This window comes from Acinetobacter sp. YH12041, assembly GCF_013419975.1.
Classification (GTDB): Bacteria; Pseudomonadota; Gammaproteobacteria; order Pseudomonadales; family Moraxellaceae; genus Acinetobacter.
This window is the reverse complement of record NZ_VOZC01000029.1, coordinates 1-22,973: the sequence shown is the minus strand read 5'-3', so window position 1 is coordinate 22,973 and position 22,973 is coordinate 1. Positions and strand designations below refer to the sequence as shown.

At 39.8% G+C, this 22,973-nt stretch carries 20 protein-coding genes and 7 pseudogenes; 16 read left to right on the top strand and 11 right to left on the bottom strand.

Translation table 11 applies throughout. From position 1 onward, the window contains the following. Window positions 1-232 (top strand): annotated as a pseudogene (locus tag FTU00_RS14365) (ISNCY family transposase); the annotation flags it as partial. An 84-nt stretch (window positions 233-316) separates the two neighbouring features. Here FTU00_RS14365 and FTU00_RS14360 read toward each other — a convergent pair. After that, a pseudogene (locus FTU00_RS14360) lies at window positions 317-412 on the bottom strand (transposase domain-containing protein); the annotation flags it as partial. Window positions 413-500: 88 nt separating this feature from the next. On the opposite strand from FTU00_RS14360, the gene FTU00_RS14355 reads away from it, so the two are divergent. The 4 genes from FTU00_RS14355 (at window position 501) to FTU00_RS14340 (ending at window position 2,522) form a co-directional block, all read left to right on the top strand. Next, window positions 501-824: a transcriptional regulator gene (locus tag FTU00_RS14355; RefSeq protein ID WP_104505828.1), complete on the top strand. Its 324-nt coding sequence runs from the start codon at window positions 501-503 to the stop codon at window positions 822-824. Next, window positions 805-1,119 carry a DNA-binding transcriptional regulator gene (locus FTU00_RS14350; RefSeq protein ID WP_104505827.1) on the top strand — a complete coding sequence of 105 codons (315 nt, stop codon included), beginning with the start codon at window positions 805-807 and terminating at the stop codon, window positions 1,117-1,119. Before FTU00_RS14355 ends, FTU00_RS14350 begins: the two co-directional genes overlap by 20 nt. A gap of 38 nt (window positions 1,120-1,157) precedes the next feature. After that, window positions 1,158-1,472: a hypothetical protein gene (locus FTU00_RS14345; protein ID WP_104505826.1), complete on the top strand. Its 315-nt coding sequence runs from the start codon at window positions 1,158-1,160 to the stop codon at window positions 1,470-1,472. Window positions 1,473-2,192: 720 nt separating this feature from the next. Beyond that, window positions 2,193-2,522, top strand: coding sequence for a four-helix bundle copper-binding protein (locus FTU00_RS14340; RefSeq protein WP_016658833.1), 330 nt, complete (start codon window positions 2,193-2,195; stop codon window positions 2,520-2,522). Window positions 2,523-2,649: 127 nt separating this feature from the next. On the opposite strand, the pseudogene FTU00_RS14335 reads toward FTU00_RS14340, so the two are convergent. The 5 genes and pseudogenes from FTU00_RS14335 to FTU00_RS14315 form a co-directional block, all read right to left on the bottom strand. Then, window positions 2,650-2,942 (bottom strand): annotated as a pseudogene (locus tag FTU00_RS14335) (type II toxin-antitoxin system RelE/ParE family toxin). Further along, window positions 2,932-3,177: a type II toxin-antitoxin system RelB/DinJ family antitoxin gene (locus FTU00_RS14330; RefSeq protein ID WP_000246755.1), complete on the bottom strand. Its 246-nt coding sequence runs from the start codon at window positions 3,175-3,177 to the stop codon at window positions 2,932-2,934. The pseudogene FTU00_RS14335 and the gene FTU00_RS14330 overlap by 11 nt, the downstream one beginning before the upstream one ends. A 179-nt stretch (window positions 3,178-3,356) precedes the next feature. Then, on the bottom strand, window positions 3,357-4,301 hold the full coding sequence (locus tag FTU00_RS14325; protein WP_154320112.1) for a copper resistance protein B: 945 nt from the start codon (window positions 4,299-4,301) through the stop codon (window positions 3,357-3,359). After that, entirely contained in the window at window positions 4,288-4,626 is a 339-nt protein-coding gene (locus tag FTU00_RS14320; protein WP_004897649.1) for a hypothetical protein, read from the bottom strand. Before FTU00_RS14320 ends, FTU00_RS14325 begins: the two co-directional genes overlap by 14 nt. After that, window positions 4,613-6,478: a copper resistance system multicopper oxidase gene (locus FTU00_RS14315; RefSeq protein ID WP_104988058.1), complete on the bottom strand. Its 1,866-nt coding sequence runs from the start codon at window positions 6,476-6,478 to the stop codon at window positions 4,613-4,615. The genes FTU00_RS14320 and FTU00_RS14315 overlap by 14 nt, the downstream gene beginning before the upstream one ends. Before the next feature lie 1,030 nt (window positions 6,479-7,508). Between FTU00_RS14315 and FTU00_RS14310 the strand changes: the two genes are divergently transcribed. The 6 genes and pseudogenes from FTU00_RS14310 to FTU00_RS14285 form a co-directional block, all read left to right on the top strand. Further along, the gene (locus FTU00_RS14310; RefSeq protein ID WP_227591103.1) at window positions 7,509-7,925 is read left to right on the top strand and encodes a cation efflux protein, CzcI-like; all 417 of its coding nucleotides are present in this window, start codon (window positions 7,509-7,511) and stop codon (window positions 7,923-7,925) included. A 48-nt stretch (window positions 7,926-7,973) separates the two neighbouring features. Further along, the gene (locus FTU00_RS14305; protein WP_035269736.1) at window positions 7,974-9,299 is read left to right on the top strand and encodes a TolC family protein; all 1,326 of its coding nucleotides are present in this window, start codon (window positions 7,974-7,976) and stop codon (window positions 9,297-9,299) included. Between the two features lies 1 nt (window position 9,300). Then, window positions 9,301-10,530, top strand: a complete 1,230-nt coding sequence (locus FTU00_RS14300; RefSeq protein WP_016658777.1) for an efflux RND transporter periplasmic adaptor subunit — start codon at window positions 9,301-9,303, stop codon at window positions 10,528-10,530. Next, window positions 10,520-13,660, top strand: a complete 3,141-nt coding sequence (locus FTU00_RS14295) for an efflux RND transporter permease subunit (protein ID WP_179994455.1) — start codon at window positions 10,520-10,522, stop codon at window positions 13,658-13,660. Before FTU00_RS14300 ends, FTU00_RS14295 begins: the two co-directional genes overlap by 11 nt. An 86-nt stretch (window positions 13,661-13,746) precedes the next feature. Beyond that, window positions 13,747-14,646 (top strand): cation diffusion facilitator family transporter, encoded by a 900-nt coding sequence (locus FTU00_RS14290; protein ID WP_005028603.1) that lies wholly within the window; start codon window positions 13,747-13,749, stop codon window positions 14,644-14,646. Window positions 14,647-14,829: 183 nt separating this feature from the next. Beyond that, window positions 14,830-15,159: pseudogene (locus FTU00_RS14285) on the top strand (recombinase family protein); the annotation flags it as partial. Between the two features lie 75 nt (window positions 15,160-15,234). On the opposite strand, the gene FTU00_RS14280 reads toward FTU00_RS14285, so the two are convergent. Next, window positions 15,235-15,723 carry a GNAT family N-acetyltransferase gene (locus tag FTU00_RS14280; RefSeq protein WP_004733307.1) on the bottom strand — a complete coding sequence of 163 codons (489 nt, stop codon included), beginning with the start codon at window positions 15,721-15,723 and terminating at the stop codon, window positions 15,235-15,237. Then, window positions 15,713-15,979 (bottom strand): DUF1778 domain-containing protein, encoded by a 267-nt coding sequence (locus FTU00_RS14275; protein ID WP_004733309.1) that lies wholly within the window; start codon window positions 15,977-15,979, stop codon window positions 15,713-15,715. Before FTU00_RS14275 ends, FTU00_RS14280 begins: the two co-directional genes overlap by 11 nt. Window positions 15,980-16,164: 185 nt before the next feature. On the opposite strand from FTU00_RS14275, the pseudogene FTU00_RS14270 reads away from it, so the two are divergent. Beyond that, a pseudogene (locus FTU00_RS14270) lies at window positions 16,165-16,428 on the top strand (helix-turn-helix domain-containing protein); the annotation flags it as partial. 253 nt (window positions 16,429-16,681) lie between these two features. On the opposite strand, the gene FTU00_RS14265 reads toward FTU00_RS14270, so the two are convergent. Further along, a complete protein-coding gene (locus FTU00_RS14265) occupies window positions 16,682-18,250 on the bottom strand; it encodes an ATP-binding cassette domain-containing protein (RefSeq protein ID WP_159124549.1) in 1,569 nt (522 codons plus the stop codon). 368 nt (window positions 18,251-18,618) lie between these two features. Beyond that, window positions 18,619-18,987: pseudogene (locus FTU00_RS14260) on the bottom strand (IS1-like element ISAba3 family transposase); the annotation flags it as partial. Between the two features lie 80 nt (window positions 18,988-19,067). Here FTU00_RS14260 and FTU00_RS14255 point away from each other — a divergent pair. The 4 genes and pseudogenes from FTU00_RS14255 (at window position 19,068) to FTU00_RS14240 (ending at window position 22,319) form a co-directional block, all read left to right on the top strand. Continuing rightward, entirely contained in the window at window positions 19,068-19,910 is an 843-nt protein-coding gene (locus FTU00_RS14255; RefSeq protein WP_002002480.1) for a carbapenem-hydrolyzing class D beta-lactamase OXA-58, read from the top strand. A 90-nt stretch (window positions 19,911-20,000) separates the two neighbouring features. Continuing rightward, window positions 20,001-20,707: pseudogene (locus tag FTU00_RS14250) on the top strand (IS1 family transposase). A gap of 196 nt (window positions 20,708-20,903) precedes the next feature. Further along, window positions 20,904-21,764, top strand: a complete 861-nt coding sequence (aac(3)-IId, locus tag FTU00_RS14245) for an aminoglycoside N-acetyltransferase AAC(3)-IId (protein WP_000557454.1) — start codon at window positions 20,904-20,906, stop codon at window positions 21,762-21,764. A gap of 12 nt (window positions 21,765-21,776) precedes the next feature. Further along, entirely contained in the window at window positions 21,777-22,319 is a 543-nt protein-coding gene (locus FTU00_RS14240; RefSeq protein WP_000587837.1) for an AAA family ATPase, read from the top strand. Window positions 22,320-22,726: 407 nt separating this feature from the next. Here the strand turns inward: FTU00_RS14240 and FTU00_RS15705 are convergent. Next, window positions 22,727-22,973: hypothetical protein (locus FTU00_RS15705; protein ID WP_206299284.1), on the bottom strand; the 247-nt coding region annotated here is incomplete at its 5' end.

Sequence of the window (22,973 nt, the reverse complement as noted above, 5' to 3'; positions counted from 1 at the left end):
AAGAAAAATCAATTACAGCATCTTCGATAAATTAAGTCAGCTTAACCAGCGAGAGATTGTTGAGAATAAACGTTTAGGTGCAGTTCTCAATCATATTCAACAACAGCATGAAGAATTGGAACAGCAATACAAACGCAATCGTTCTCAATCTATGCCAAGAAGACGTGCACAGAAAACAGCAATTCAACAACGAAATCTGAATCCTGTGCTTGACTTGGAAATGTCTGTATAGGACATTTCTATTTGGTTTTAAGATAGGACATTTCTACTTTGGAATAACAGAACGTAAGCGTCCGCTGAACCCCATGCCTATTTTTTAATTCGGTTCAGGTTTCCAGCGGTGTGGTAGCAATTCTTCAATCTGAGTCACTTTATGTGTCGGCAACCTTTTCAGCACATCACTTAAATAGGCATTTAATCCTGAGAACTAAGAATTATCATTTAAAAATACCACAAAGTAGTATAAAATAAACTACTACAAGGTAGTATGAATGCAATCAATGTATACAATATGTGAGACTCCATTATTTACTAAATACTGTCTTGTTTATTGGACTCAGGAAGAATATGAGGAATTCAAAACATTCTTAGCATTAAATCCTGAAGCAGGAGATGTAGAGCCTAATGCAGGTGGTATTCGTAAGATTAGATGGACTAGCGGTGGTAGAGGTAAAAGTGGTGGTGTCAGAGTCATCTACTTTAATCGTTTAGCAAATGGAGAGATTTGGTTATTAACCTTGTACAGTAAAAAGCAAACTGTACAGCTTAGTAAGAAGACTCTTCAAGCATTAGTGGAGAAACTAAATGACTCGTTTAATGACTGAAAAAGAACTTGAGGCTTTTGAAGCAACTAGGGATATTGAAGCTGAAATATTACAAGGCATCGACGATATGCTTACTAGTAATGCAGCGAAAAGAACCGTAATCACTGAGACAGATGTAGCGTTAGCTCGTAGAAAGGCTCAACTAACACAAGATCAGTTTGCTAAGATTCTTGGCGTATCAAGACGTACTCTTGAATCATGGGAACAAGGTGCGAGAAGACCATCAGGAGCAGCAACATCCCTTATTCGATTATTTATTGTTGATCCAAAATTTGTAAAAGAGAGTCTGGCTTAATTTAGACAGCTCTCTACTATATTTATTTAAGGTTTTTTATGAAGCACTTAGGATTTGTGGGAAAAAGTACTGAATATTTAGGGTATACCCATATTGAAATTATCAATAGCTCATTACGCTTATCTTTCAATATTCCATCAACAAAAGATCTAGAAGAAACCTTTAAAAAGATAGTCGAAAATAACTATGATTTACTCATGGAAACATCAGCAGAAATCGAGTTCGAATTAGAAAGTGAAACGCTAGCAAAGATAGAAACCATCATAAAAGAAAAAGGGATTGAACTTGATGAGTTTGTTCAAAATGCGCTGATTAAACTTATCAACCAAAATGAATTGGCTAAGACTGATTAGACCTTAAATGCAGACAATAAAAAACCCCAGCATCCTGCCGGGGTTTCTCATATTGGGTTGCTAGGTATGACTCCTGTCTTACCTCACGCTCCTGGTGCGATCTTTCTTATTCTTGTTGTTTGGAACTTCCTGTTCCTGATGAGTTCATCATAGGAAAATTCCACTGTTCCTGGTAGCCGCAAAGAGCCGAGATTGTTGTGCGCCAGGGCGTACAAAATAGCCTAAATTTTATCCACAGCCATTGGGGATAGTTTCGGATCCTGAAAGCCGATGAAATGGGCACTGATTGCCAAATTGATCGTTTTTTAATCAAATTTACTGGCAAAATATTACAGATCTGCTTAAAAACTCACCAACTTATTACAAAAGCCGATTTTTTGCTTTTTCTTAGTCATGGCTAAATTTTCAAGTGATTGATATTTATATTAATATACAAGTGTACTTCGTATAATCGCCATTATGTTAAATAGAGGGAAAATCTATTTTTAAAGTGATAAAATTATTGCAGTTATTTTAAGAATAGCTGCTTTTGATACTTGATCATCTATCCTAATTAAAAACTGTTTTTTAATAATTTGGAATATAAATAAGATTTAGTTAAAATTAACATTATTCATATAAATTAACATTATGTATTACATTTACTAATAATTTAAAATAATTAGTAGAAAAAAATTATGTTTTAATTATTTCTTTGATTATATAAGTTGAGAGTAAAAAATGATTAATACGGAATTTTCAAAGTGTATTTCTGCATGTACAAACTGTTCACTTATTTGTACTGAATGTGCAACTTCTTGTTTAAAAGAAAAAGATTTAGAGATGATGCGTGAATGTATTCAACGTTGTCTAGAATGTGCAGATATTTGTCAGTTATGTGTGCGTATGCAACAACATAACTCACCTTTCCTCAAAGAGATTTGTGAGCTTTGTGCTAAGATCTGTGAATATTGTGCGGAAGAGTGTGAAAAACATTCACATGATCATTGTAAAAAATGTGCTGAGGCTTGCCGTCAGTGTGCAGAAGAATGTCGAAAAATTGCCATGTAAAATACTTCAATAATGTTAATTATATGCTCTAGACTAACATAATCATTCTGCTAGTCTAGAGCCTTTCCTAAAATTAACATAATACACCTTATACGAAGCCAAAAATGGGAGCTTTAAGCTCCCATTTTTAGTCTTTAATTCGCTTTTTCGCTTCGTCATAAACTATGCTATCAGCTCGTTTTCCGACGGTAATGAGCAGGATAACTACCTGATCATCTTTAACTTGATAGACAAGTCGGACACCAGCTTTTAATAATTTGATTTTATAGCAACCTGCAAGATCGCCTCTAAGCATATTCTTTGGAATATGTGGCTGCTCTATGACTTTGGCTAGTTTCTTTTTAAATTGATCTCGTATAGCAACAGGGAGTTTTCCCATTCTGCTGTAAAGTCCTTGTGACGTAAAAGCTTATAAGTCATCTAATGTGACTTCCTCAAACATCTCTTTAGGATCATTAATGCGCTTACGGACAAGAGCTAATAATTCTTCATCTTCTTCCGAAAGCAAAGCTTTTTTGACAGGCAGTTTCCCAGTCGTAGCAACATACTCAAGAATACTAGTGAAGAAATCAGTAGGTGCAATACCTTGCTCTTTAAGGATTGAATAAGATTTTTCTTTAAGGGCTTCATCGATCCTGAAGTTAACAGTAGCCATCATATTTCCCAAGTATTTAATGTACTAGGAATATTGTAATGCAAATTGCATTACAAGTCGACTTCGCATAACAGCCATTATGTTAAATGGAAGGAAGCAAAATAAGTTAACATTTTGCTTCCGGCCACATTAAGCTAGAGTTTTATTTAAATAAAGCTATTTAGTAATCATTAAATTAATTAAAATCTAAATCTAACACCAGCTCCATATAACCAACCTTTCTCAGAGTTTGATTCTATTTGCCACGACGTTTCATCATTACCTTTTGAATACTCATAGGCAATGTCGATATAAGGCATGATCTTTTTACTGATTTCATAGCGAGTTTCAAACCCTGCGGTTGCACTGCTTAAACCAGTTTTTTTCGCATATTTAGAGTCATCACTAAAGATAGCATCCAACTCTAAATAAGGTTGAATAATCAACTTTTGCGTAATCAGAAAATCACGTTCCGTTTCTAGGCTAAAGCCCGCATAATTGTCTTCTCCCGCATAGAGATAAGCATCAGTTTCAAAGAAATATGGCGCCATACCATGTAAGCCAATCACCGCATCAACATTTTCTTCGGTGTCTTTGCGATGATCATTGAGTTCAACTTTTTCACTACGATAACGTGCACCAATCTGTGCATCCCAAAAGTCTGAAATCATACGGCTATATAAAAGTTTGGCATCATAATGTGCATCATGCGATTCTTCTTTATCGGCATGAATTTTAATAAAAAGCTTATTTTCATCTGTGCCAATACGGGTTTCAAACTCTGACTTTAAATCACCTGTGCCATCTTCATTGACAAGCCACTTATTGTCCACTGTCGTAATCGCATAAATTTGCGCACCGTGTTCTGAGCGATGATCATAATGCGAACTCTGCTGAGCATTCGCATCTGGTACATGATGTAAATGATTAACCGTAGATGTTGCCTGATGTTGTGCCTGATTCATTTGGCTATGGTTCATTTGAGAGCGATCCATTTGCATCGGCTGATTTTGACTAGAAGATGTAGCAACTGTCATTTTTTCAGGCGCACTATGATCTTCACCATTATGTGCCAAACTCACTGCACTGACCATCAACAAAGAGCTTGCTAAAACAGTTTTAGAAAAAAGATTAATGGTGCGCATGTTGATCTCCTTTCTGTACTTTTTGATCTTGCTGTTTCTCTGTTGATTTGTGATGCATTGGCTGATGACCTGCATGTTGATGGTTCATCGGTGCTGAATGTGCAGCATGATTCATTTTCCCCATCATCTGCATGTGTTGTGCATGCTCTTGTGGAGAATGCTGTGAATGATCCATCTCAGACATCGCTTGATGATTCATTGATGGTACATTTTTTCCATCAGTCTGAGCAGTTGAATGATGCCCTTCGTGCGCCAAACTTAAGCTTGTTAAACTCAATACCGCAACAGAAAAAAACGCTTTAAATACAAAATTAGTGATGTGCATGTCCAGCTCCTTTTTGCTCAGTTACTTGGTGAGTTTGAGTCGAATTTGTACCTTGAATTGGCGTTGTAGACACTTGTTCATCGCTAACATTTGCCACGATCAACTTGTTCATCATTCCTGCACTCATGTGATACAACAAATGACAATGGATTGCCCATTCGCCCAACTCATCCGCAGTTAATAAAGCAGTGACTGTTTTACCCGGTGGTACAATCAATGTGTGTTTATTCGGCATATCTACCGACTCTTGACCATTCTCCAACTGCATAAACATGCCATGTAAATGCATGGGGTGCGCCATCATACTGTCATTAATAAATTTGATACGGATACGCTCGCCATACTTCACTTTTAATGGCTCAGCATCGCTGAATTTTTTACCGTTAATCGTCCAAATATAACGCTCCATAGTACCGCCCAAACGCACTACTAATTCACTGCTAGCTTCACGAGTATCTTTTTGCGGTTCTAAAGATTTTAAATCACTATATTGCAAGGCTTTATTGCCCGCAGGTGTAGATGCATTTGCCCAACCATAAACCACTTGATCATTTTCTTGTGGTTTTGCTGTGCCATGCTGTGAATGATCCATTTTCGAGTGATCCATGCCTTGCATATCGCCATGGTTCATTTTTGAATGATCCATTTTCGAGTGATCCATGCCTTGCATATCGCCATGGTTCATTTTTGAATGATCCATTTTCGAGTGATCCATGCCTTGCATATTGCCGTGGTTCATTTTCGAATGATCCATTCCTGCATGATCACCACCACCATGTCCCATATCTTCCATGGTCAAAAGTGAGCGTGGACGTGGTGCAGGCATATGAATGCCATGTGTCATAGGATTTAGTTCATTGTGCAGTGTACCAATCGCATAGCCTGAACGGTCAATTGACTCAGCTTCAATTTGATAATGTCCGCCTTTTGGCTCCACAATCACATCATAAGTTTCAGCTGTGCCAATACGAAACTCATCCACAGCAACAGGTTTTACAGGCTGACCATCAGCACTGACCACAGTCATTTTCAAGTTAGGAATACGGACATCGTAGAAAGACATCGCAGATGCATTCACAAAACGTAGGCGAATTTTTTCATTCGGTTTAAACATTCCTGTCCAATTTTGTTCAGGTGTTTTGCCATTAATGAGGAAGGTATAACCTGTAACATCCGACATGTCGGTTTTTAGCATACGCATCTGATTCCACATTTTGCGGTCAGACCATGTCGCTTTTATGCCATCACGTTTAACCTGCTTCCAAACATCACCCAAGGTTTCACGCTGATCTTGATAATATTCAGCTGAAATTTTAAGATCTTTCTGAATTTGATCACTGGTTTTTTCATGAAAATCTGACAACATCACCACATAGTCACGTTCAGCTTTTTCATGTGCTGCCAATGGTGTTTTACCTTTTGGATAAATCACAAAAGAACCATATAAGCCGTCCTGTTCCTGTCCTTTAGAATGAGCGTGATACCAATAAGTCCCGCTTTGGCGAATCTTGAATTTATAAACATACTCGCTTTGAGGCTTAATACCGTTAAAACCATTAAATCCCGGTACACCATCCATAATGCCCGGCAACAACAGTCCGTGCCAATGAATAGAAGAATCTTGGTTTTTTAAATTATTTTTCACGCGAATGATGGCTTCATCACCCTCTTCAAACTCAAGCAAAGGCGCAGGAAATTGACCATTTACGGTAATGCGCTTTACAGGCTTTCCAGTTGGGCTGACCACTGCTTCATCAATAACAAGCTGATATTCACGCACTTCGGCAAAAACCAAAGGCGACGATGCAAAACAAATACCTGCTAATAGGTACGAACTAATTTTATGAGACATAACTTAACCTTAATTTTTGAAAAATAAATAAATTTTAAAAAAAATGGTTAAGTTTTAGGAGGACGTGAAATTTCTTGCCAATACCCATTTAGATATTGGTTGGGGTAATAAAAATTAGGCTGATCTATAGAATAGAAGGTATCTAGGGGATCTAGCGAGCTTTGCAAAGAATGAAGACATGAGATCTGTGTCTGGCAGGATAAGCTAGAACATTCCTGACACTTTTTGTGATCTATATTCTGATTAAGAGCTAAATGATTATGGCAATCGGTATTCGTCTGTACTTCGTGATTAATACCATGTTGAGTGACTTGCTGTGCTTGATCTAAACAATGATCTTGGCTCATTTCAGTTTGCATATTGATATGCATTATCTTTACTGATGCAACAGACACACTACTCCATCCTATGGCAAAAACCATAAGAAAACAAAACCAAAGTTTTTTGGAGAGATGAGTCAACACGAATGCTATCTAGGAATAGAATTTAATCCAAAATATCTTAACGGAATTTCAAATATTTACAACCCAATATAATTTAGTAGTTTCTCTAAAATTAACATAATACACGTTATGCGAAATTAGAAAAATGAGTTTATTGCACTGATATTTATCTGTTTTTTAAATTTTAGACCTGGGTTGGTGCCCAGGTTTTTTTATTGCGTATAACAGCCATGATGTTAAATAGTTCTCTTTTTAGATAAATATTCATGTTTTCAATACATGCTAATTAGAGATTTTGAACTCAAGCAATTCTATAAAATTTTAACTTATGTGTACCTCTACTTTTAACTTCGGTTATTTATGGGAGGATTACCGGTGGCCTAACTTAAATAAAAAGTCTCCGACAAACCCGGTACGGTTCACTATCTATTGTTATTCTTACCTGAAATTGATGTGAGCTTATAGAGACAAGGTAAATTTGCAAAAGTGCCGGCTATTCAGTGTTCATTGAATGTTTAATTTAATTTATTAAGCTTGACCTTGGAGTGGCTCTAAGCCTTATACTTGGTACAAATTTTTCGATTGTTATGATGATGCGTTCTACTACATGGATTACAGTCTTGGTTGGATTGTTCATGTTCCAAAGCTTTTGGAATGTGGCGGCGGCCTTTTGTGTCCATGAACAACAGCCTCAATCACAGCAGAGTTATCATTTTGGTCATCACCAAAATACCTTGTGTGCCAGCGATAGTCGTCAACACGATCATAATGGACAGTCAGAAAACATAAAAACATTCAGTAGCGATTTAGAAATCGGTGAAGATCATCAAGATCATCTACCATCGATGACGCATTTGATTGTACAAAATGAAAAAGTAGATGTGTTTCATCCAAGCTCTGAAGTTAAAGTGAATCCACAATTTCATTGGAAAAACAGCTATCAGGCTCCTGACCTGTTTCAACAAAGCCCACCTCCCGAATTTTCCCCGCTCATGGTGGGGTAGCCTAAAACATTCCCACCACTTTTATTATTTAAATAAGTGGGAAAAATCATGTCTTCACAATCAATTATACTCTTGCGTCATAGCTTGGTTGCTTGTATATGTGCAGCGGCTATGCAATATAGCTATGCTGAAAACGTTACCAGCTTTGAATCCGCTTTAGCAAAAGTACAAAGTTACCAGACTCAAGACAAGCTGTGGCAACAAGTTCAGCAAATATCTGAATTGAATATTCAGCAAAGTCGGTTATGGCAGAATCCAAGTATAAGTTTAGAACAGTCTGGCTTTGGCTCAGGTCAAGAACAGGAATTCAATGTTGGCGTTAGTCAACCTCTAGATCTATTTGGTCAGCGTAAGCTGAACCGGGTGATTGCCAATACCTCGAATCAACAAATCCAATTGCAACAGCAATTATGGAAGGCACAAAGCCAACTGATTGTTAAATTTGCATGGTCGCAATTTGCACTTGCTGAGGTTGAGCAGTCTGCTTATTCAGTACAGTTAAAAACAAGTAAAGCCAATCTGGACAGTGCCCAGAAACGCTATCAGGCAGGCAGTATTGCCCTGGTTGATTTTGAGCGTACCCAAATTGAAGCGCTAGAAATCCAACGACTTTATCAGCAAGCGATGCTGAATAAACAAGCTGCCGGTCGTCAGCTGTCTAATTTGTGGGGGGGAGAAACATCTTCACATCTTCAATTGAATAAAACCGCTATCCCTTGGCCAGAGCAAAGTCTCCAAACTGTGCAACGGTATATTGCTGAAGGGTGGCTAGAAAAATTCTATGCCTTGAACATTCAGCAATCGGATCATCAAATTGAAAATTTAAGAATTCAGGCACGTCCCAATCCGACTTTAAATGTAGGCATGAAACGTAGCAAAACCCCTAATGAAAGCAACGATACGACTTTGGCAATCGGCGTGGCTATTCCACTGAATATTTTCAACCGCCAGCAATATGCGATCCCGATGGTCCAGCAACAGCAAATATTGCTGAACCAACAGCAGCAGCGTGAGCTGAAGCAACAAATACTCAATATTGCCAACAGCATGCATCAGCTCAAAGGTTTACGTAGCCAGTTCGATGCCACAACAGCACAAGTTACTTTGGCGACCAAAGTTCAGAGCCGTACTTTACAAGGGTTTCAGGCAGGGAAACTGTCCATTACCGACGTTCAGCAAGCAACCACCCAACTGCAGAATCTTCGATTGGGTCAATTACAAATTCTACGTCAAGCTTGGCAAACTGCCCTCGCAGCTGAGGCACTCAGTATTGGCACAAGTTATGAAGAAATTAGCCGTTCGGATGCCTATACACAACTGAATAAAAAGGCAGTCGAAGCATCGCAAAATTTAATCAATGGGGGAGCACGATAAAATGAACGCCAAGCAAAACGGAAAAATATCCCAGTCTCTCATGATTGCAATTTTGATTCTGATTACGGTCTTGGTCAGTCTGGTTATTTGGTTAAGTTCAAAAAAAACTGAATCTGAGGGGCATGGTCATGATGAGGGAAATGCCGAACATTCTGATGAAGATAGTTCTGAAGAAGGACATGCTGAAGAAGGCGAAATACAACTGACCAGCCAACAAATGGTTGAACAAGGTTTAAAAGTTGCTGTTGCATCCACAGGATTGGTTGAAAAGCTGACAACCCTGCCAGGTAAATTGGTGGTGAATACCGATCAACAAGCGCATATATCGCCTAATTTTAGTGGTCATGTCGAGCAGGTCAATGTGGCTTTAGGACAGAGCGTGCAAAAAGGACAAACGCTGGCTGTACTAATCGTGCCTGAACTGATCGACCAACAGGCAAATCTGCGTATGGCACAGGTGAATCTGGATTTGGCCCGTAAAGATTACCAGCGCGAACAGCAACTCTGGTCACAGGGGATTTCTGCCAAACAGGATTACCAGCGTGCCGAAAATGCCTACCGTCAAGCGCAGATTACTGTCCAGTCCTCACAAGCACGTTTAAATGCATTAGGTGCAAGTGGCAATAACAATGGGCGTTTTCTGATTAAAGCACCGATCTCTGGGGTGATCAGTCAAAAAGATATTGTGGTCGGTGAAAATGTGCAACTGGCTAATCAGCTCTTTGTCATTGAACAGCTGAAAGATTTATGGCTTGAGTTTAATTTGCCGAATCAATTCTCAGGTCAACTGCAAGCCGGGCAAAAAATTGACTTTAAAGTGAATGATTCAGATCAAATCTATAAAGCTACTGTACAAAGCTTAACCTCTCAGGCAGATGTACAAACAGGGCGTCTGGTGGTGCGCGCAAAACTCGATGCGCAAGCTACTGAGTTGCGTTCTAATGTGTTAGTGAGAGTGTTGATTCCGGAAGCTACAGCAAAATCAGCCCTTCGGATTCAAAAGTCTGCGCTGCAAAGTATTGAAGGTGAAGACAGTATTTTCATCGTAGATTCAGAACAAAAAGGTCAAGTCCACTTAAAAGCACAGAAAGTGCAATTGGGGCAGGCTTCAAGTGATGGACAATGGCTTGAAGTGATTTCTGGGCTGACTGAAGGGCAGAAGTATATCGCTCAAGGCAGTTTCTTGTTGAAATCTGAATTAGAAAAAGACGAGGCAGGCCATGAACATTAATTCTGATCTGCCAAAACCAGAAGGTTTATTCGAACGAATCATTCAGTTTTCCATACAAAATGCGATTTGGGTGTTGCTCTTTGTCTGTACCTGGATTGCGGTCGGGGTGTATAGCTATCAGAAACTCCCGATTGATGCTGTACCCGATATTACCAATACCCAAGTCCAGATTAATACTCAAGCCAAGGGTTTTACTGCGCTTGAAGTCGAACAGCGGATTACCTATCCCATTGAAAATGCCATGGCTGGCATTCCGGATCTGGAGCTTACCCGTTCCATATCCCGTTATGGACTCTCTCAAGTCACCATTGTCTTTAAAGATGGGACTGATATTTATTGGGCCCGTCAGCAGATTAACCAACGGATACAGGAGGCGCAATCTGAGTTGCCTGCACAAATCGCACCGACGATGTCCCCCGTTTCTACGGGTCTCGGTGAGATTTATCAATGGGTACTGAAGGCAGATCCGAATGCGAAAAAGCCGGATGGAACTGCATACACGCCGATGGATTTGCGTGAGATTCAGGACTGGATTGTGCGTCCTCAACTGCAACGTGTTAAGGGAGTTGCAGAGGTCAACAGTATTGGTGGTTTTGAAAAAACCTATGTGGTCTCTCCCGATTTAAACCGGATGCAGCAACTGAATATCTCATTAGAACAACTGCAACAGGCTTTAGCGCAAAATAATGAGAACCGAGGTGCAGGTTATATTGAAGACAATGGTCAGCAATTGACGGTACGTGTACCGGGTACATTCAATGGGCTTTCTGATATTGAGAACACCATGCTGGGTAGCCCAAATGGCAGCCCAATTCGGGTTGGTGATATTGCGCAAGTCTCTATTGGGCATGATTTAAGAACCGGTGGGGCAACCTATAACGGCAAAGAAACCGTTTTAGGGATTGCCATGATGGCGATGGGTGGAAATAGCCGGACTGTTTCTAAAGCTGTGGATGCCAAGCTTCAAGATATTCAGAATAGTTTGCCTAAAGGGGTAGTGATTGAAACGGTGTACGACCGTACTACCTTGGTTGAGAAGGCGATTAAAACCGTTCAGAAAAACTTGGTAGAGGGAGCAATCCTGGTCATCATCATTCTGTTCCTGTTTTTAGGGAATATCCGTGCTGCCTTGATTACTGCCTGTGTCATTCCACTCTCTATGCTGTTTACCTTAACCGGGATGGCACAGAAAAATATCAGTGCCAATCTGATGAGTTTAGGTGCACTCGATTTCGGCATCATTGTCGATGGTGCTGTGGTGATTGTCGAAAACTGTATCCGGCGTTTAGCCCATACACAGCAACTGTTAAAACGACCTCTCACACAAAGTGAACGCTTTAAGGAAGTTTTTCTGGCTGCCCGCCAAGCACGTCGTCCTCTTATTTTTGGTCAGCTTATTATTTTGGTGGTGTATTTGCCGATTTTTGCTTTAAGTGGTGTGGAAGCAAAAATGTTCCATCCGATGGCATTGACAGTGGTACTCGCCCTTGTTGCAGCCATTATTTTATCGATCACCTTTGTGCCTGCTGCTGTGGCATTGTGGGTCAAAGGCGATATTCAAGAAAAAGAAAGTCGTTGGATGTTATGGCTAAAAGCTAAATATCAGCAAACTCTTGATATTTCGTATCAATACAAAGCAGTTGTGCTGACTTTTGCACTGTGTGTATTAGTGATTACGGGATTTATCAGTACCAAACTCGGCAGTGAATTTGCACCACAGCTCAGTGAAGGAGACTTTGCGGTACAACAGTTACGTTCACCAAGTACAGGCTTAGAAGAGTCTTTACGTATTCAGGAGAATACTGAAAAACTTCTTTTAAAGAGTTTCCCTGAAATTAAGGCAGTATTTGCCAGAACGGGTACAGCCGAGGTTGCAACAGATGTCATGCCACCCAATATTTCAGATGGCTATATCATGTTAAAGCCTCGTTCAGAATGGCCAAATCCTAAAGAAAGTTTAGATGAATTACGTGGCCGTATGGTGACGTATTTAGCCACGATTCCAGGCAATAATAGTGAATTTTCACAACCGATTGAACTCCGATTTAATGAATTGATCTCAGGTGTGCGTAGTGATGTTGGTGTGAAAATCTTCGGTGATGATATGAATGTCCTCAATACTGAGGCGACTAAAATCTCCAAAATCATTCAGCAAATATCGGGTAGCAGTGCCGTGAAAGTTGAGCAGACCTCAGGTTTGCCATTACTGAATGTCGAGGTAAATAAAACTTTGGCTGCACAATATGGTTTGAGTGTGCGTTCAATTCAAGACCTTGTGGCAACCAGTATTGGTGGACAAAGCGTGGGAGAGATTTTAGAAGGCGATCGTCGTTTTGATTTTGTTATCCGTCTTGGAGAGCAAGACCGTAGTGTCGCATCTGTTTCCCAGTTACCTATTCAGCTTCCAAATGGTGGCAGTATTTTATTGTCGGATGTCGCGCAAGTCTCGACCATTGAAGGAATCAACCAAGTCAGTCGAGAAAATGGTAAACGCCGAGTTGTGGTTACAACGAATGTTGAAGGGCGTGATTTAGGGTCTTTTGTTTCTGATGTACAGACACAGCTCAAAGCATACACTTTGCCAAGTGGTTATTGGATAGAATATGGCGGTCAGTTTGAAAATTTGGCTTCAGCCAAAGCACGGATGCAAATCGTGATTCCACTGGCTTTAATCACTATCTTTATTTTACTGATGGCGGTCTTTCACAATGTCAAAGAAAGTCTATTGGTCTTTACCGGGGTACCCTTTGCCTTGACCGGTGGTGTGCTGTTCCTTTGGCTAAGGGATATTCCATTATCGATGTCAGCTGGAATTGGCTTTATTGCCTTATCTGGTGTTGCAGTCCTCAATGGACTGGTAATGCTGACCTTTATTAAGGAATTAAGGGACAAATATCCAGTGCATAAAGCCGTGTGGCAAGGGGCTATTTTGCGCTTAAGACCAGTGTTGATGACAGCTTGTGTGGCTTCACTGGGTTTTGTACCAATGGCGCTGGCAACCGGAACAGGGGCTGAGGTTCAACGGCCACTGGCAACCGTAGTGATTGGCGGGATTATCTCTTCAACATTACTAACTTTGGTGCTGTTACCCGTGCTTTATCGTTGGATAAATGAAAAGAAAGTTTCTTAATCCAATAGATTAGTCGATTTACAGCAGAGATATTGGCTGTTATCCAATATCTCTGCTCATCATAAATAGAATAAGGAAAATATTTTATGTCAGAACATCATGATCATAGCCATGCGGTTGTTACTGAAGAAAATAGTAAGAAGTTAATGGTTGCCTTAGGTTTAACGACTACTTTTTTAATAGTAGAAGTTGTCGCTGCTTTTATTACCCAAAGTTTGGCTTTGTTATCTGATGCAGCTCATATGTTTACTGATGTAGCCGCTTTAGCTATTGCTCTTGCCGCTATCAAAATTGGTAAAAAAGCCGCAGATGATAAAAGAACTTTTGGCTATCAGCGATTTGAAATTTTAGCGGCTCTGTTTAATGCGGTGATGCTTTTTGTGGTAGCAATATATATTGTATATGAAGCTTATCAACGTTTTACGAATCCTGCTGAAATTCAAAGTGTTGGAATGATGATTGTCGCGGTCATTGGTTTGGTCATAAATTTGATTTCAATGAAAATCCTTTCTGCTAGTGCTGAAGGAAGTCTAAATATAAAAGGTGCATATTTAGAAGTTCTTAGTGATGCTCTAGGATCGATAGGCGTGATTATCGGAGGAATAGTTATTTATTTTACCCAGTGGATGTGGGTTGATACCGTAATCGCTGTGTTAATTGGCTTCTGGGTCTTACCTCGAACTTGGATTTTATTAAAACAAAGTATTCATATTCTGCTTGAAGGAGTTCCTGATGAGATTGATATTGAGTCGTTAAGAAATGATTTATTGAAGCTAGAGGGCGTTGAAGGGATTCATCAGTTGAAAGTCTGGGCTATATCCTCAAGAAATATTCATTTAACTGCTCATTTGGTTGCTCCGAATAGCAATACAGATCAACTCTATCAAAAGGCCTTAGAAGTTCTAAAACATAATCATAATATTACTGAAATTACGTTACAAATAGAAAATACGAAATGTAATACATTGAACCAACATAAACACTAATTTGGACTTTAGTCTTCATATAGATGTTTTGTGTAACTTTAAAGTATACCCTAAAGTTACACTGTGAAAGCTGTAAAATACATGTCTCATTTAAATGAAATTCATACATACGTTACATGTAACTTTTAAGATTAAGATTCATTAGTTACAATAAGCAGAAATAGTCATCTAGTAGATAACAATATGAAAGGTCATAAAGTTGGATATGTCAGAGTCAGCTCTATTGACCAAAATATTGGACGCCAACTTGAGGGAATTGAAGTAGACCGATTATTTGTCGATAAAGCTTCAGGAAAAAATACAGCCCGTCCTAAATTTCAGGAAATGCTCAGCTATGTCCGTGAAGGTGACATGATTGTTGTGCACTCTATGGATCGCTTCGCTAGGAGTCTTAAAGATTTAGTGACTGAGGTTGATCAGCTTGTAAAAAGGGGAGTGGCTATTCAGTTTGTGAAAGAGAATATTACATTTACGGCTCAGGCCACCCCGATGGATAATTTGATGTTGCAACTTGCAGATTATTGGATAAATCAGCCACTAATTCCTGTAAGCAGTTTACCAGTCACTCCTATTGCTAGTAGACCACTTTCAATTGAAACTAGGTATTTCACTCACTGGGTATATTAATGTTAATGGATTTGATGTTAATGAAATAAAGCCGAAACGCTGATAAAACTCCATCGCTTTTTTATCTTTAGCATGTATTACAACAAAATTAACACCAATAATTTGAGCAACTGTTGAAACTTGTTTAAGAGCATGGGCTAAAAGCACTTTCCCAATTCCTCGCCCCTGAACGGTTTGATCAACGGCAAAGCGACCTACAACTACACAAGGGAGCGGATAACGAGGTAATCGTTTAGTAAGCACAGTATCAACTACATCAAATCCTATGGATGTGCTGGATAAACAATAAAACCCTCTCACTTGTAGATCATCATCAATAGCAACATACGTTTTACTTGTTCCTGATTTCTGATGTTGGGATGCATACTGTTTTATGAATTTATTTAAATCATCTTGCCCGCAATTAAATGATTTTTTCTGATGATGGGCTTGTAAAACCTCAATTTTCATCTAATAAACTCATTAATTTTTTCATCTCATCATTTGCAGGGCGTGGGTTCTCAAGTATGTTCATTAACATATCTCGATCAGCATTATTTACTTTTAACTCATAATTAGATTTAAGTAATTCTTTTGCTCTTTCAAATGAGGATTGAAGCATAAAGGAACTTACACTGAGTCCCAATAAATTCGCAGCTTGTTCAATTACATTTTTTGCATCTACTGTTGAACGAATATTAATTCGTTCCGTTGCTAAGTTAGTCATATCCCACCCAACAAGTACATCAATTTGATGTACAAATTATAGCAGATTAAGATTGTGCTTCAAGATTCAAATTTGGATATTTTGTTTTGAATTATTTGAATAGAAAATCAATGGCCTACTACTATCCAAAATGAGTGGCAGGATTTGAATAAGAATAACTGGTAGGTTTACATAAGAATACTCAGCAACTTATGGGGGCTTTTGCCCAATTTGAACGAGAGATTATTTTAGAGCGCCAAAAAGAAGGGATTAAGATTGCAGCGGCTCAAGGTAAATATAAAGGTCGAGTCCATAAGTTAAATCAAGAGCAGGCTGAAGCTTTACGACACGCCTGGAAAGAAGGGAAATATCCATCGAAAGTCGATTTAGCTAAAGCTTTTGGTATTAGCAGACAGGCTGTCTATCGCTATTTGAAAAATGAAAATGTCATCGATAGACTTTATATTTGAAGCAACAGAAGACCTAAAGGGCTTTACTGGTATCCATTGATTGTTCAGCAACATTAAATAAAACCGTGGAACATTGATCAAAGAATAGGCGTGGAACGTGAACAATCATAAAAAAAGCCCATTCGAGGGTGAGTGGGCTATAAAACTGAAATCAACACATTGAATTATAACACAATTTAAAAAGTATTGCGTATAAGGTGTATTATGTTAATTTTAGTAGAACTAATAAATCTATATATTTGAAAATGTCATTTTACTCAATTAAATACTCTTCAGATATTTCACACTGTTCAACAAAAAAATGATCATGTGAAACTAAAATTACAGCGCCCTGATATTGGCTAATAGCCTGCGATAGAAGCTCTCTAGACTCAATATCTAAATGATTTTCTGGTTCATCAAGCAATAATAAATCAATACCATCAGGATAGTGACTCATTGCTAATAATGCGACTTTCAATTTTTCACCACCACTCAGTTCTGATAGTTTTAATAAAGCTTTTTCACGACGAATACGTAACTGACCTAACAAATTTCTCCACTCAACTTCAGTAAGATTGGAGTTATAAAGTGCAAGGTTTTCGATTACGGATAAATCATTATTTAATAAACTAAAGTTTTGATCTAAATACAAACATGTTCCACTAAAGAAAATATCATCACGTTGATGGGTAGAAATCAATTTCAATAAGGTTGATTTACCAATTCCATTAGCACCTTTAAGATGGATTTTTTCGCCAGCTTTCAATGCAAAATTAATTTTATTTGTTGCTGTATGGGGTAGCTTTAAATCATGAATTCTTAAAATCTCTCCTTGCTTCGTACTCTGTAAGTGGAATTCAAACTTCTGAGCTTTGATTTTTTCTACAATGGTCTGCCTATTAATCAGACTATTTTTCAAATCATCAGTTTGTCGAGTTTGTTGGGCACGTAGCTTACCTAAGCTTTGTCCAGCATTTTCCTTTTTGAAATCTAGAAAAATCTTTGCTTGAGAATTAGAATCACGAAGTTCATTGCCTTTAGATTGACGTTTATTCGCTTTCATTAAGCTATCATGTTGCCGTTGTTTTAACTGCTTTAATTCTTTTTTCTCATTATTAATAGACTGAGTTAATGCATCCATGTGTAGCTGATGCTGTTGAATGTAATGCTCATAATTACCTTTGTAGTGTTGTAAGCCTAATTCAGTTAAAGCATAAATATGTTGGACTTGATTGAGTAATTGGCGATCATGACTAATCAGGCATACACCACTAGGGTGTGCCAAAATACTCTCAATTAACCATTGTCTAGATGTTGAGTCTAAATGGTTGCTTGGTTCATCTAAAAGTAGATAGTGATCCTTTTTTAAAAACAAACGACATAAAGCCAGCTTTGTTTTTTGTCCTTCACTCAGTTTTTCTGTTGGAAAGTTCAAATCCGTAGGTAAGTCAGCATTTTCAAGTATATTTTGCCATTTTTGTGGTAAATCCCAGGTATTTTCAACTAACTCATAATCATCAAAACTAGCTGTATTGTTCTCTATACGCCGAAAAGCATGATGTAAATGATCTACCTCTAATGCTTGTGCAATATTTTCAGCATTAAGGCGTTCTAATTGTGCCAAATAATCATGTTGGATATTCCATGAAACTTGACCACTATAATGAATATCTAAAGCTTGGCTTTGATCTAATATTCTGAACAATAGGGATTTACCTAAACCATTACGTCCAATTAATGCAGAAACCTGTCCTGATAAAAGCGTAATGTTTAGCTGATCAAACATTTTCTGTGTAGAAAATTCTAAATTTAAGTTTGAAGCAATACATGCATGTTGCATAAAAAATTCCTCATGTAGAGGATATGCAAAATAGTGAAGATTAACTTATAAAAAACAATATATTATTTAGGATATAAAGTAGAGACCAAGAATATATAGCCACAAGTAGAATCTATTTTGCACATCAAAAGTTTAAAAATAATGATGAGAAAATGACTTACTTCATTGGCGTTACTCTTGGGAGGATGATTTGAATAAGGTTATTTTATAATGATAAGACAATCTGTCAAGCTTGTACTAAAGCTTCTAAAAGTTATTTAACATAATGGCTGTTATACGAAACGAGAGTGTTAGAACCCATTTAAAGTGTCTATATTCTCACCAATAAAAATGTCCGGTTTCTCCGAGGTAAAATATGACTTTTGAACAAAAATAAGCCATTGTTTATTCTTTTTATTTCCAACAAAATTCCAGAACTCATCTACTTCGAGAGATTCATAATGACTTTGCTGAGGCTGAATTTCATAGGTTGATTCAGTTAAAGTACGTAAAACTTTACCGATACTGATGCGCTCAACTTCAGCAATATCTCGTATACCGCTGCCTCTGACCATCAACTGTAATATTTTACGAGTAATACCTGACTTACATCCTAGATAGCTCAGTGCATGATCACCAATAAACTGACGTTTACAGTCTTTGCACTGATAGTTTTGTTTCCCATCTACTTTGATACCATTTTTCTTTATACTATCACTGAGGCAGGTTGGACATTTGATTGCTAGAGTTATTTGCATTTCTCTATTTTATCAAAATCCAATCGGCTTTTTCTTCAGCATACTTTTTGAAACACTACCAAATTTTAAAGTTGTATATCATGAAATTATTAAAAATATTGAGTTTAGTTTGCTTAAGCATAAGTATTGGGGCTTGTGCTGAGCATAGTATGAGTCGAGCAAAAACAAGTACAATTCCACAAGTGAATAACTCAATCATCGATCAGAATGTTCAAGCGCTTTTTAATGAAATCTCAGCTGATGCTGTGTTTGTCACATATGATGGTCAAAATATTAAAAAATATGGCACGCATTTAGACCGAGCAAAAACAGCTTATATTCCTGCATCTACATTTAAAATTGCCAATGCACTAATTGGTTTAGAAAATCATAAAGCAACATCTACAGAAATATTTAAGTGGGATGGAAAGCCACGTTTTTTTAAAGCATGGGACAAAGATTTTACTTTGGGCGAAGCCATGCAAGCATCTACAGTGCCTGTATATCAAGAATTGGCACGTCGTATTGGTCCAAGCTTAATGCAAAGTGAATTGCAACGTATTGGTTATGGCAATATGCAAATAGGCACGGAAGTTGATCAATTTTGGTTGAAAGGGCCTTTGACAATTACACCTATACAAGAAGTAAAGTTTGTGTATGATTTAGCCCAAGGGCAATTGCCTTTTAAACCTGAAGTTCAGCAACAAGTGAAAGAGATGTTGTATGTAGAGCGCAGAGGGGAGAATCGTCTATATGCTAAAAGTGGCTGGGGAATGGCTGTAGACCCGCAAGTGGGTTGGTATGTGGGTTTTGTTGAAAAGGCAGATGGGCAAGTGGTGGCATTTGCTTTAAATATGCAAATGAAAGCTGGTGATGATATTGCTCTACGTAAACAATTGTCTTTAGATGTGCTAGATAAGTTGGGTGTTTTTCATTATTTATAAGAATTAGAAGTTTGAGGTTAATCTATTTTTGGTAGTGTTTCAAAAAGTATGCTGAAGAAAAAGCCGATTGGATTTTGATAAAATAGAGAAATGCAAATAACTCTAGCAATCAAATGTCCAACCTGCCTCAGTGATAGTATAAAGAAAAATGGTATCAAAGTAGATGGGAAACAAAACTATCAGTGCAAAGACTGTAAACGTCAGTTTATTGGTGATCATGCACTGAGCTATCTAGGATGTAAGTCAGGTATTACTCGTAAAATATTACAGTTGATGGTCAGAGGCAGCGGTATACGAGATATTGCTGAAGTTGAGCGCATCAGTATCGGTAAAGTTTTACGTACTTTAACTGAATCAACCTATGAAATTCAGCCTCAGCAAAGTCATTATGAATCTCTCGAAGTAGATGAGTTCTGGAATTTTGTTGGAAATAAAAAGAATAAACAATGGCTTATTTACGCCTATCATCGAGAAACAGGTGAAATTGTTGCTTATGTTTGGGGTAAACGAGATTTAGCTACAGTCTAACAATTGAAGACAAAGCTTAAACAATTAGATATTCACTACACCCGAATTGCAAGTGATCATTGGGACAGTTTCATCACTGCTTTTAAAAATGGTAAGCAAAGTATTGGTAAATTTTTTACTGTAGGTATTGAAGGCAATAATTGCAAAATAAGGCATAGAATTAGGCGTAGCTTCAGAAGAAGCTGTAATTTTTCAAAAAAGCTTGAAAACCATTTTAAAGCTTTTGATTTAGCCTTCTTTTCTTTTACATCAATAATGGCTTCATTTAAAGGCAGCATACTTTTTGAAGCACCACCAAAATTTTATGTTAAGTAGAGACTAAAAATGCCCTTGATTAAGGGCTTACAAGGGCATTTTGTATAAGGTGTATTATGTTAATTTTAGAATTTCTTCATTATCTCGATAGGTATAGTAGAGTGATATCTCGATAGGTATAGTGTTTTGCAGTTTAGAGGAGATATCGCGATGCATACGCGGAAGGCAATAACGGAGGCGCTTCAAAAACTCGGAGTCCAAACCGGTGACCTCTTGATGGTGCATGCCTCACTTAAAGCGATTGGTCCGGTCGAAGGAGGAGCGGAGACGGTCGTTGCCGCGTTACGCTCCGCGGTTGGGCCGACTGGCACTGTGATGGGATACGCGTCGTGGGACCGATCACCCTACGAGGAGACTCTGAATGGCGCTCGGCTGGATGACGAAGCCCGCCGTACCTGGCTGCCGTTCGATCCCGCAACAGCCGGGACTTACCGTGGGTTCGGCCTGCTGAATCAATTTCTGGTTCAAGCCCCCGGCGCGCGGCGCAGCGCGCACCCCGATGCATCGATGGTCGCGGTTGGTCCGCTGGCTGAAACGCTGACGGAGCCTCACGAACTCGGTCACGCCTTGGGGGAAGGATCGCCCGTCGAGCGGTTCGTTCGCCTTGGCGGGAAGGCCCTGCTGTTGGGTGCGCCGCTAAACTCCGTTACCGCATTGCACTACGCCGAGGCGGTTGCCGATATCCCCAACAAACGGTGGGTGACGTATGAGATGCCGATGCTTGGAAGAGACGGTGAAGTCGCCTGGAAAACGGCATCGGATTACGATTCAAACGGCATTCTCGATTGCTTTGCTATCGAAGGAAAGCCGGATGCGGTTGAAACTATAGCAAATGCTTACGTGAAGCTCGGTCGCCATCGAGAAGGTGTCGTGGGCTTTGCTCAGTGCTACCTGTTCGACGCGCAGGACATCGTGACGTTCGGCGTCACCTATCTTGAGAAGCATTTCGGAACCACTCCGATCGTGCCTCCGCACGAGGCCGTCGAGCGCTCTTGCGAGCCTTCAGGTTAGAGGCCGTCGACAATGATAATCTGGATCAACGGACCTTTCGGCGCCGGAAAGACGACGCTCGCTAAGCGGCTGCGCGATCGGCGTTCCAAATCGCTGATCTTTGACCCCGAGGAAATCGGGTTCGTGGTGAAAGAAACGGTCCCCATGCCAGCGAGCGGAGACTATCAGGATCTCCCCTTGTGGAGGGGACTTACGATCGCGGCGGTCAGGGAGATTCGAAGGAATTACTCGCAGGACATCATCATCCCAATGACGCTCGTGCACCCGGACTATCTGACTGAGATACTCGACGGGGTAAGGCGGATCGACGATCAGCTGCTGCACATCTTTCTGACGCTCAACGAGGACCTATTGCGTCACCGGATCGCGAACCAGACCATGCATCCTGACCCGAATCGAAATGCGGAGATTCGAGAGTGGCGATTAGCGAATGTCGCCCGATGCTTGGCCGCAAGGGAACGGCTTCCATGCACAACCCGTGTTCTCGATAGTGGTGCACACACCAGCGATGAACTCGCAGCGATGGTGCTCGACGGAATCGATGGGCGCACCTGATCGCCTTCGACGCCTGCGCAAAGCGTAGCGCGAGGGTGGCGGGCTCACGACCAAACGCCCAGAGGTCGATCATCGCAGGGATGTTTGGCTTTGTGGTGCGGACGACGGGACTCGAACCCGTACTCTCACAGAGAAGCAGATTTTCGTACCACCTCGACTTTCGCCGCCGTCTGATGACGTTCGTGGTCTGGACTGTCCCTTCGCCATTGCCCGAAGGCTTTAGGCGCCGCCCGTCCAGTCTCTACACCTTCCCCCGAAGGGGCTTGGCTCGGGATTGGCTTAGGGTATTGCCCGTTAGCGTTCCCCGACTTTGAGCGGTTCTACTCCGCGGATTTCCCCGCGGGCACTCCAATTTTAAAGTCTGCTGCGTCTACCGATTTCGCCACGTCCGCCTTTTTTCGCCGTTCCTAGCGCTCGTGCGATGCACCTATGTTGCACCTAGCGCCGAATCGTTCTTCGTCATCCTGAAAAACCACGTCTCCTAAAGCCTTGCATAGCTTATCTTTTCTCCACCACGAACTTTTTTGGGCACTGTTGCAAATAGTCGGTGGTGATAAACTTATCATCCCCTTTTGCTGATGGAGCTGCACATGAACCCATTCAAAGGCCGGCATTTTCAGCGTGACATCATTCTGTGGGCCGTACGCTGGTACT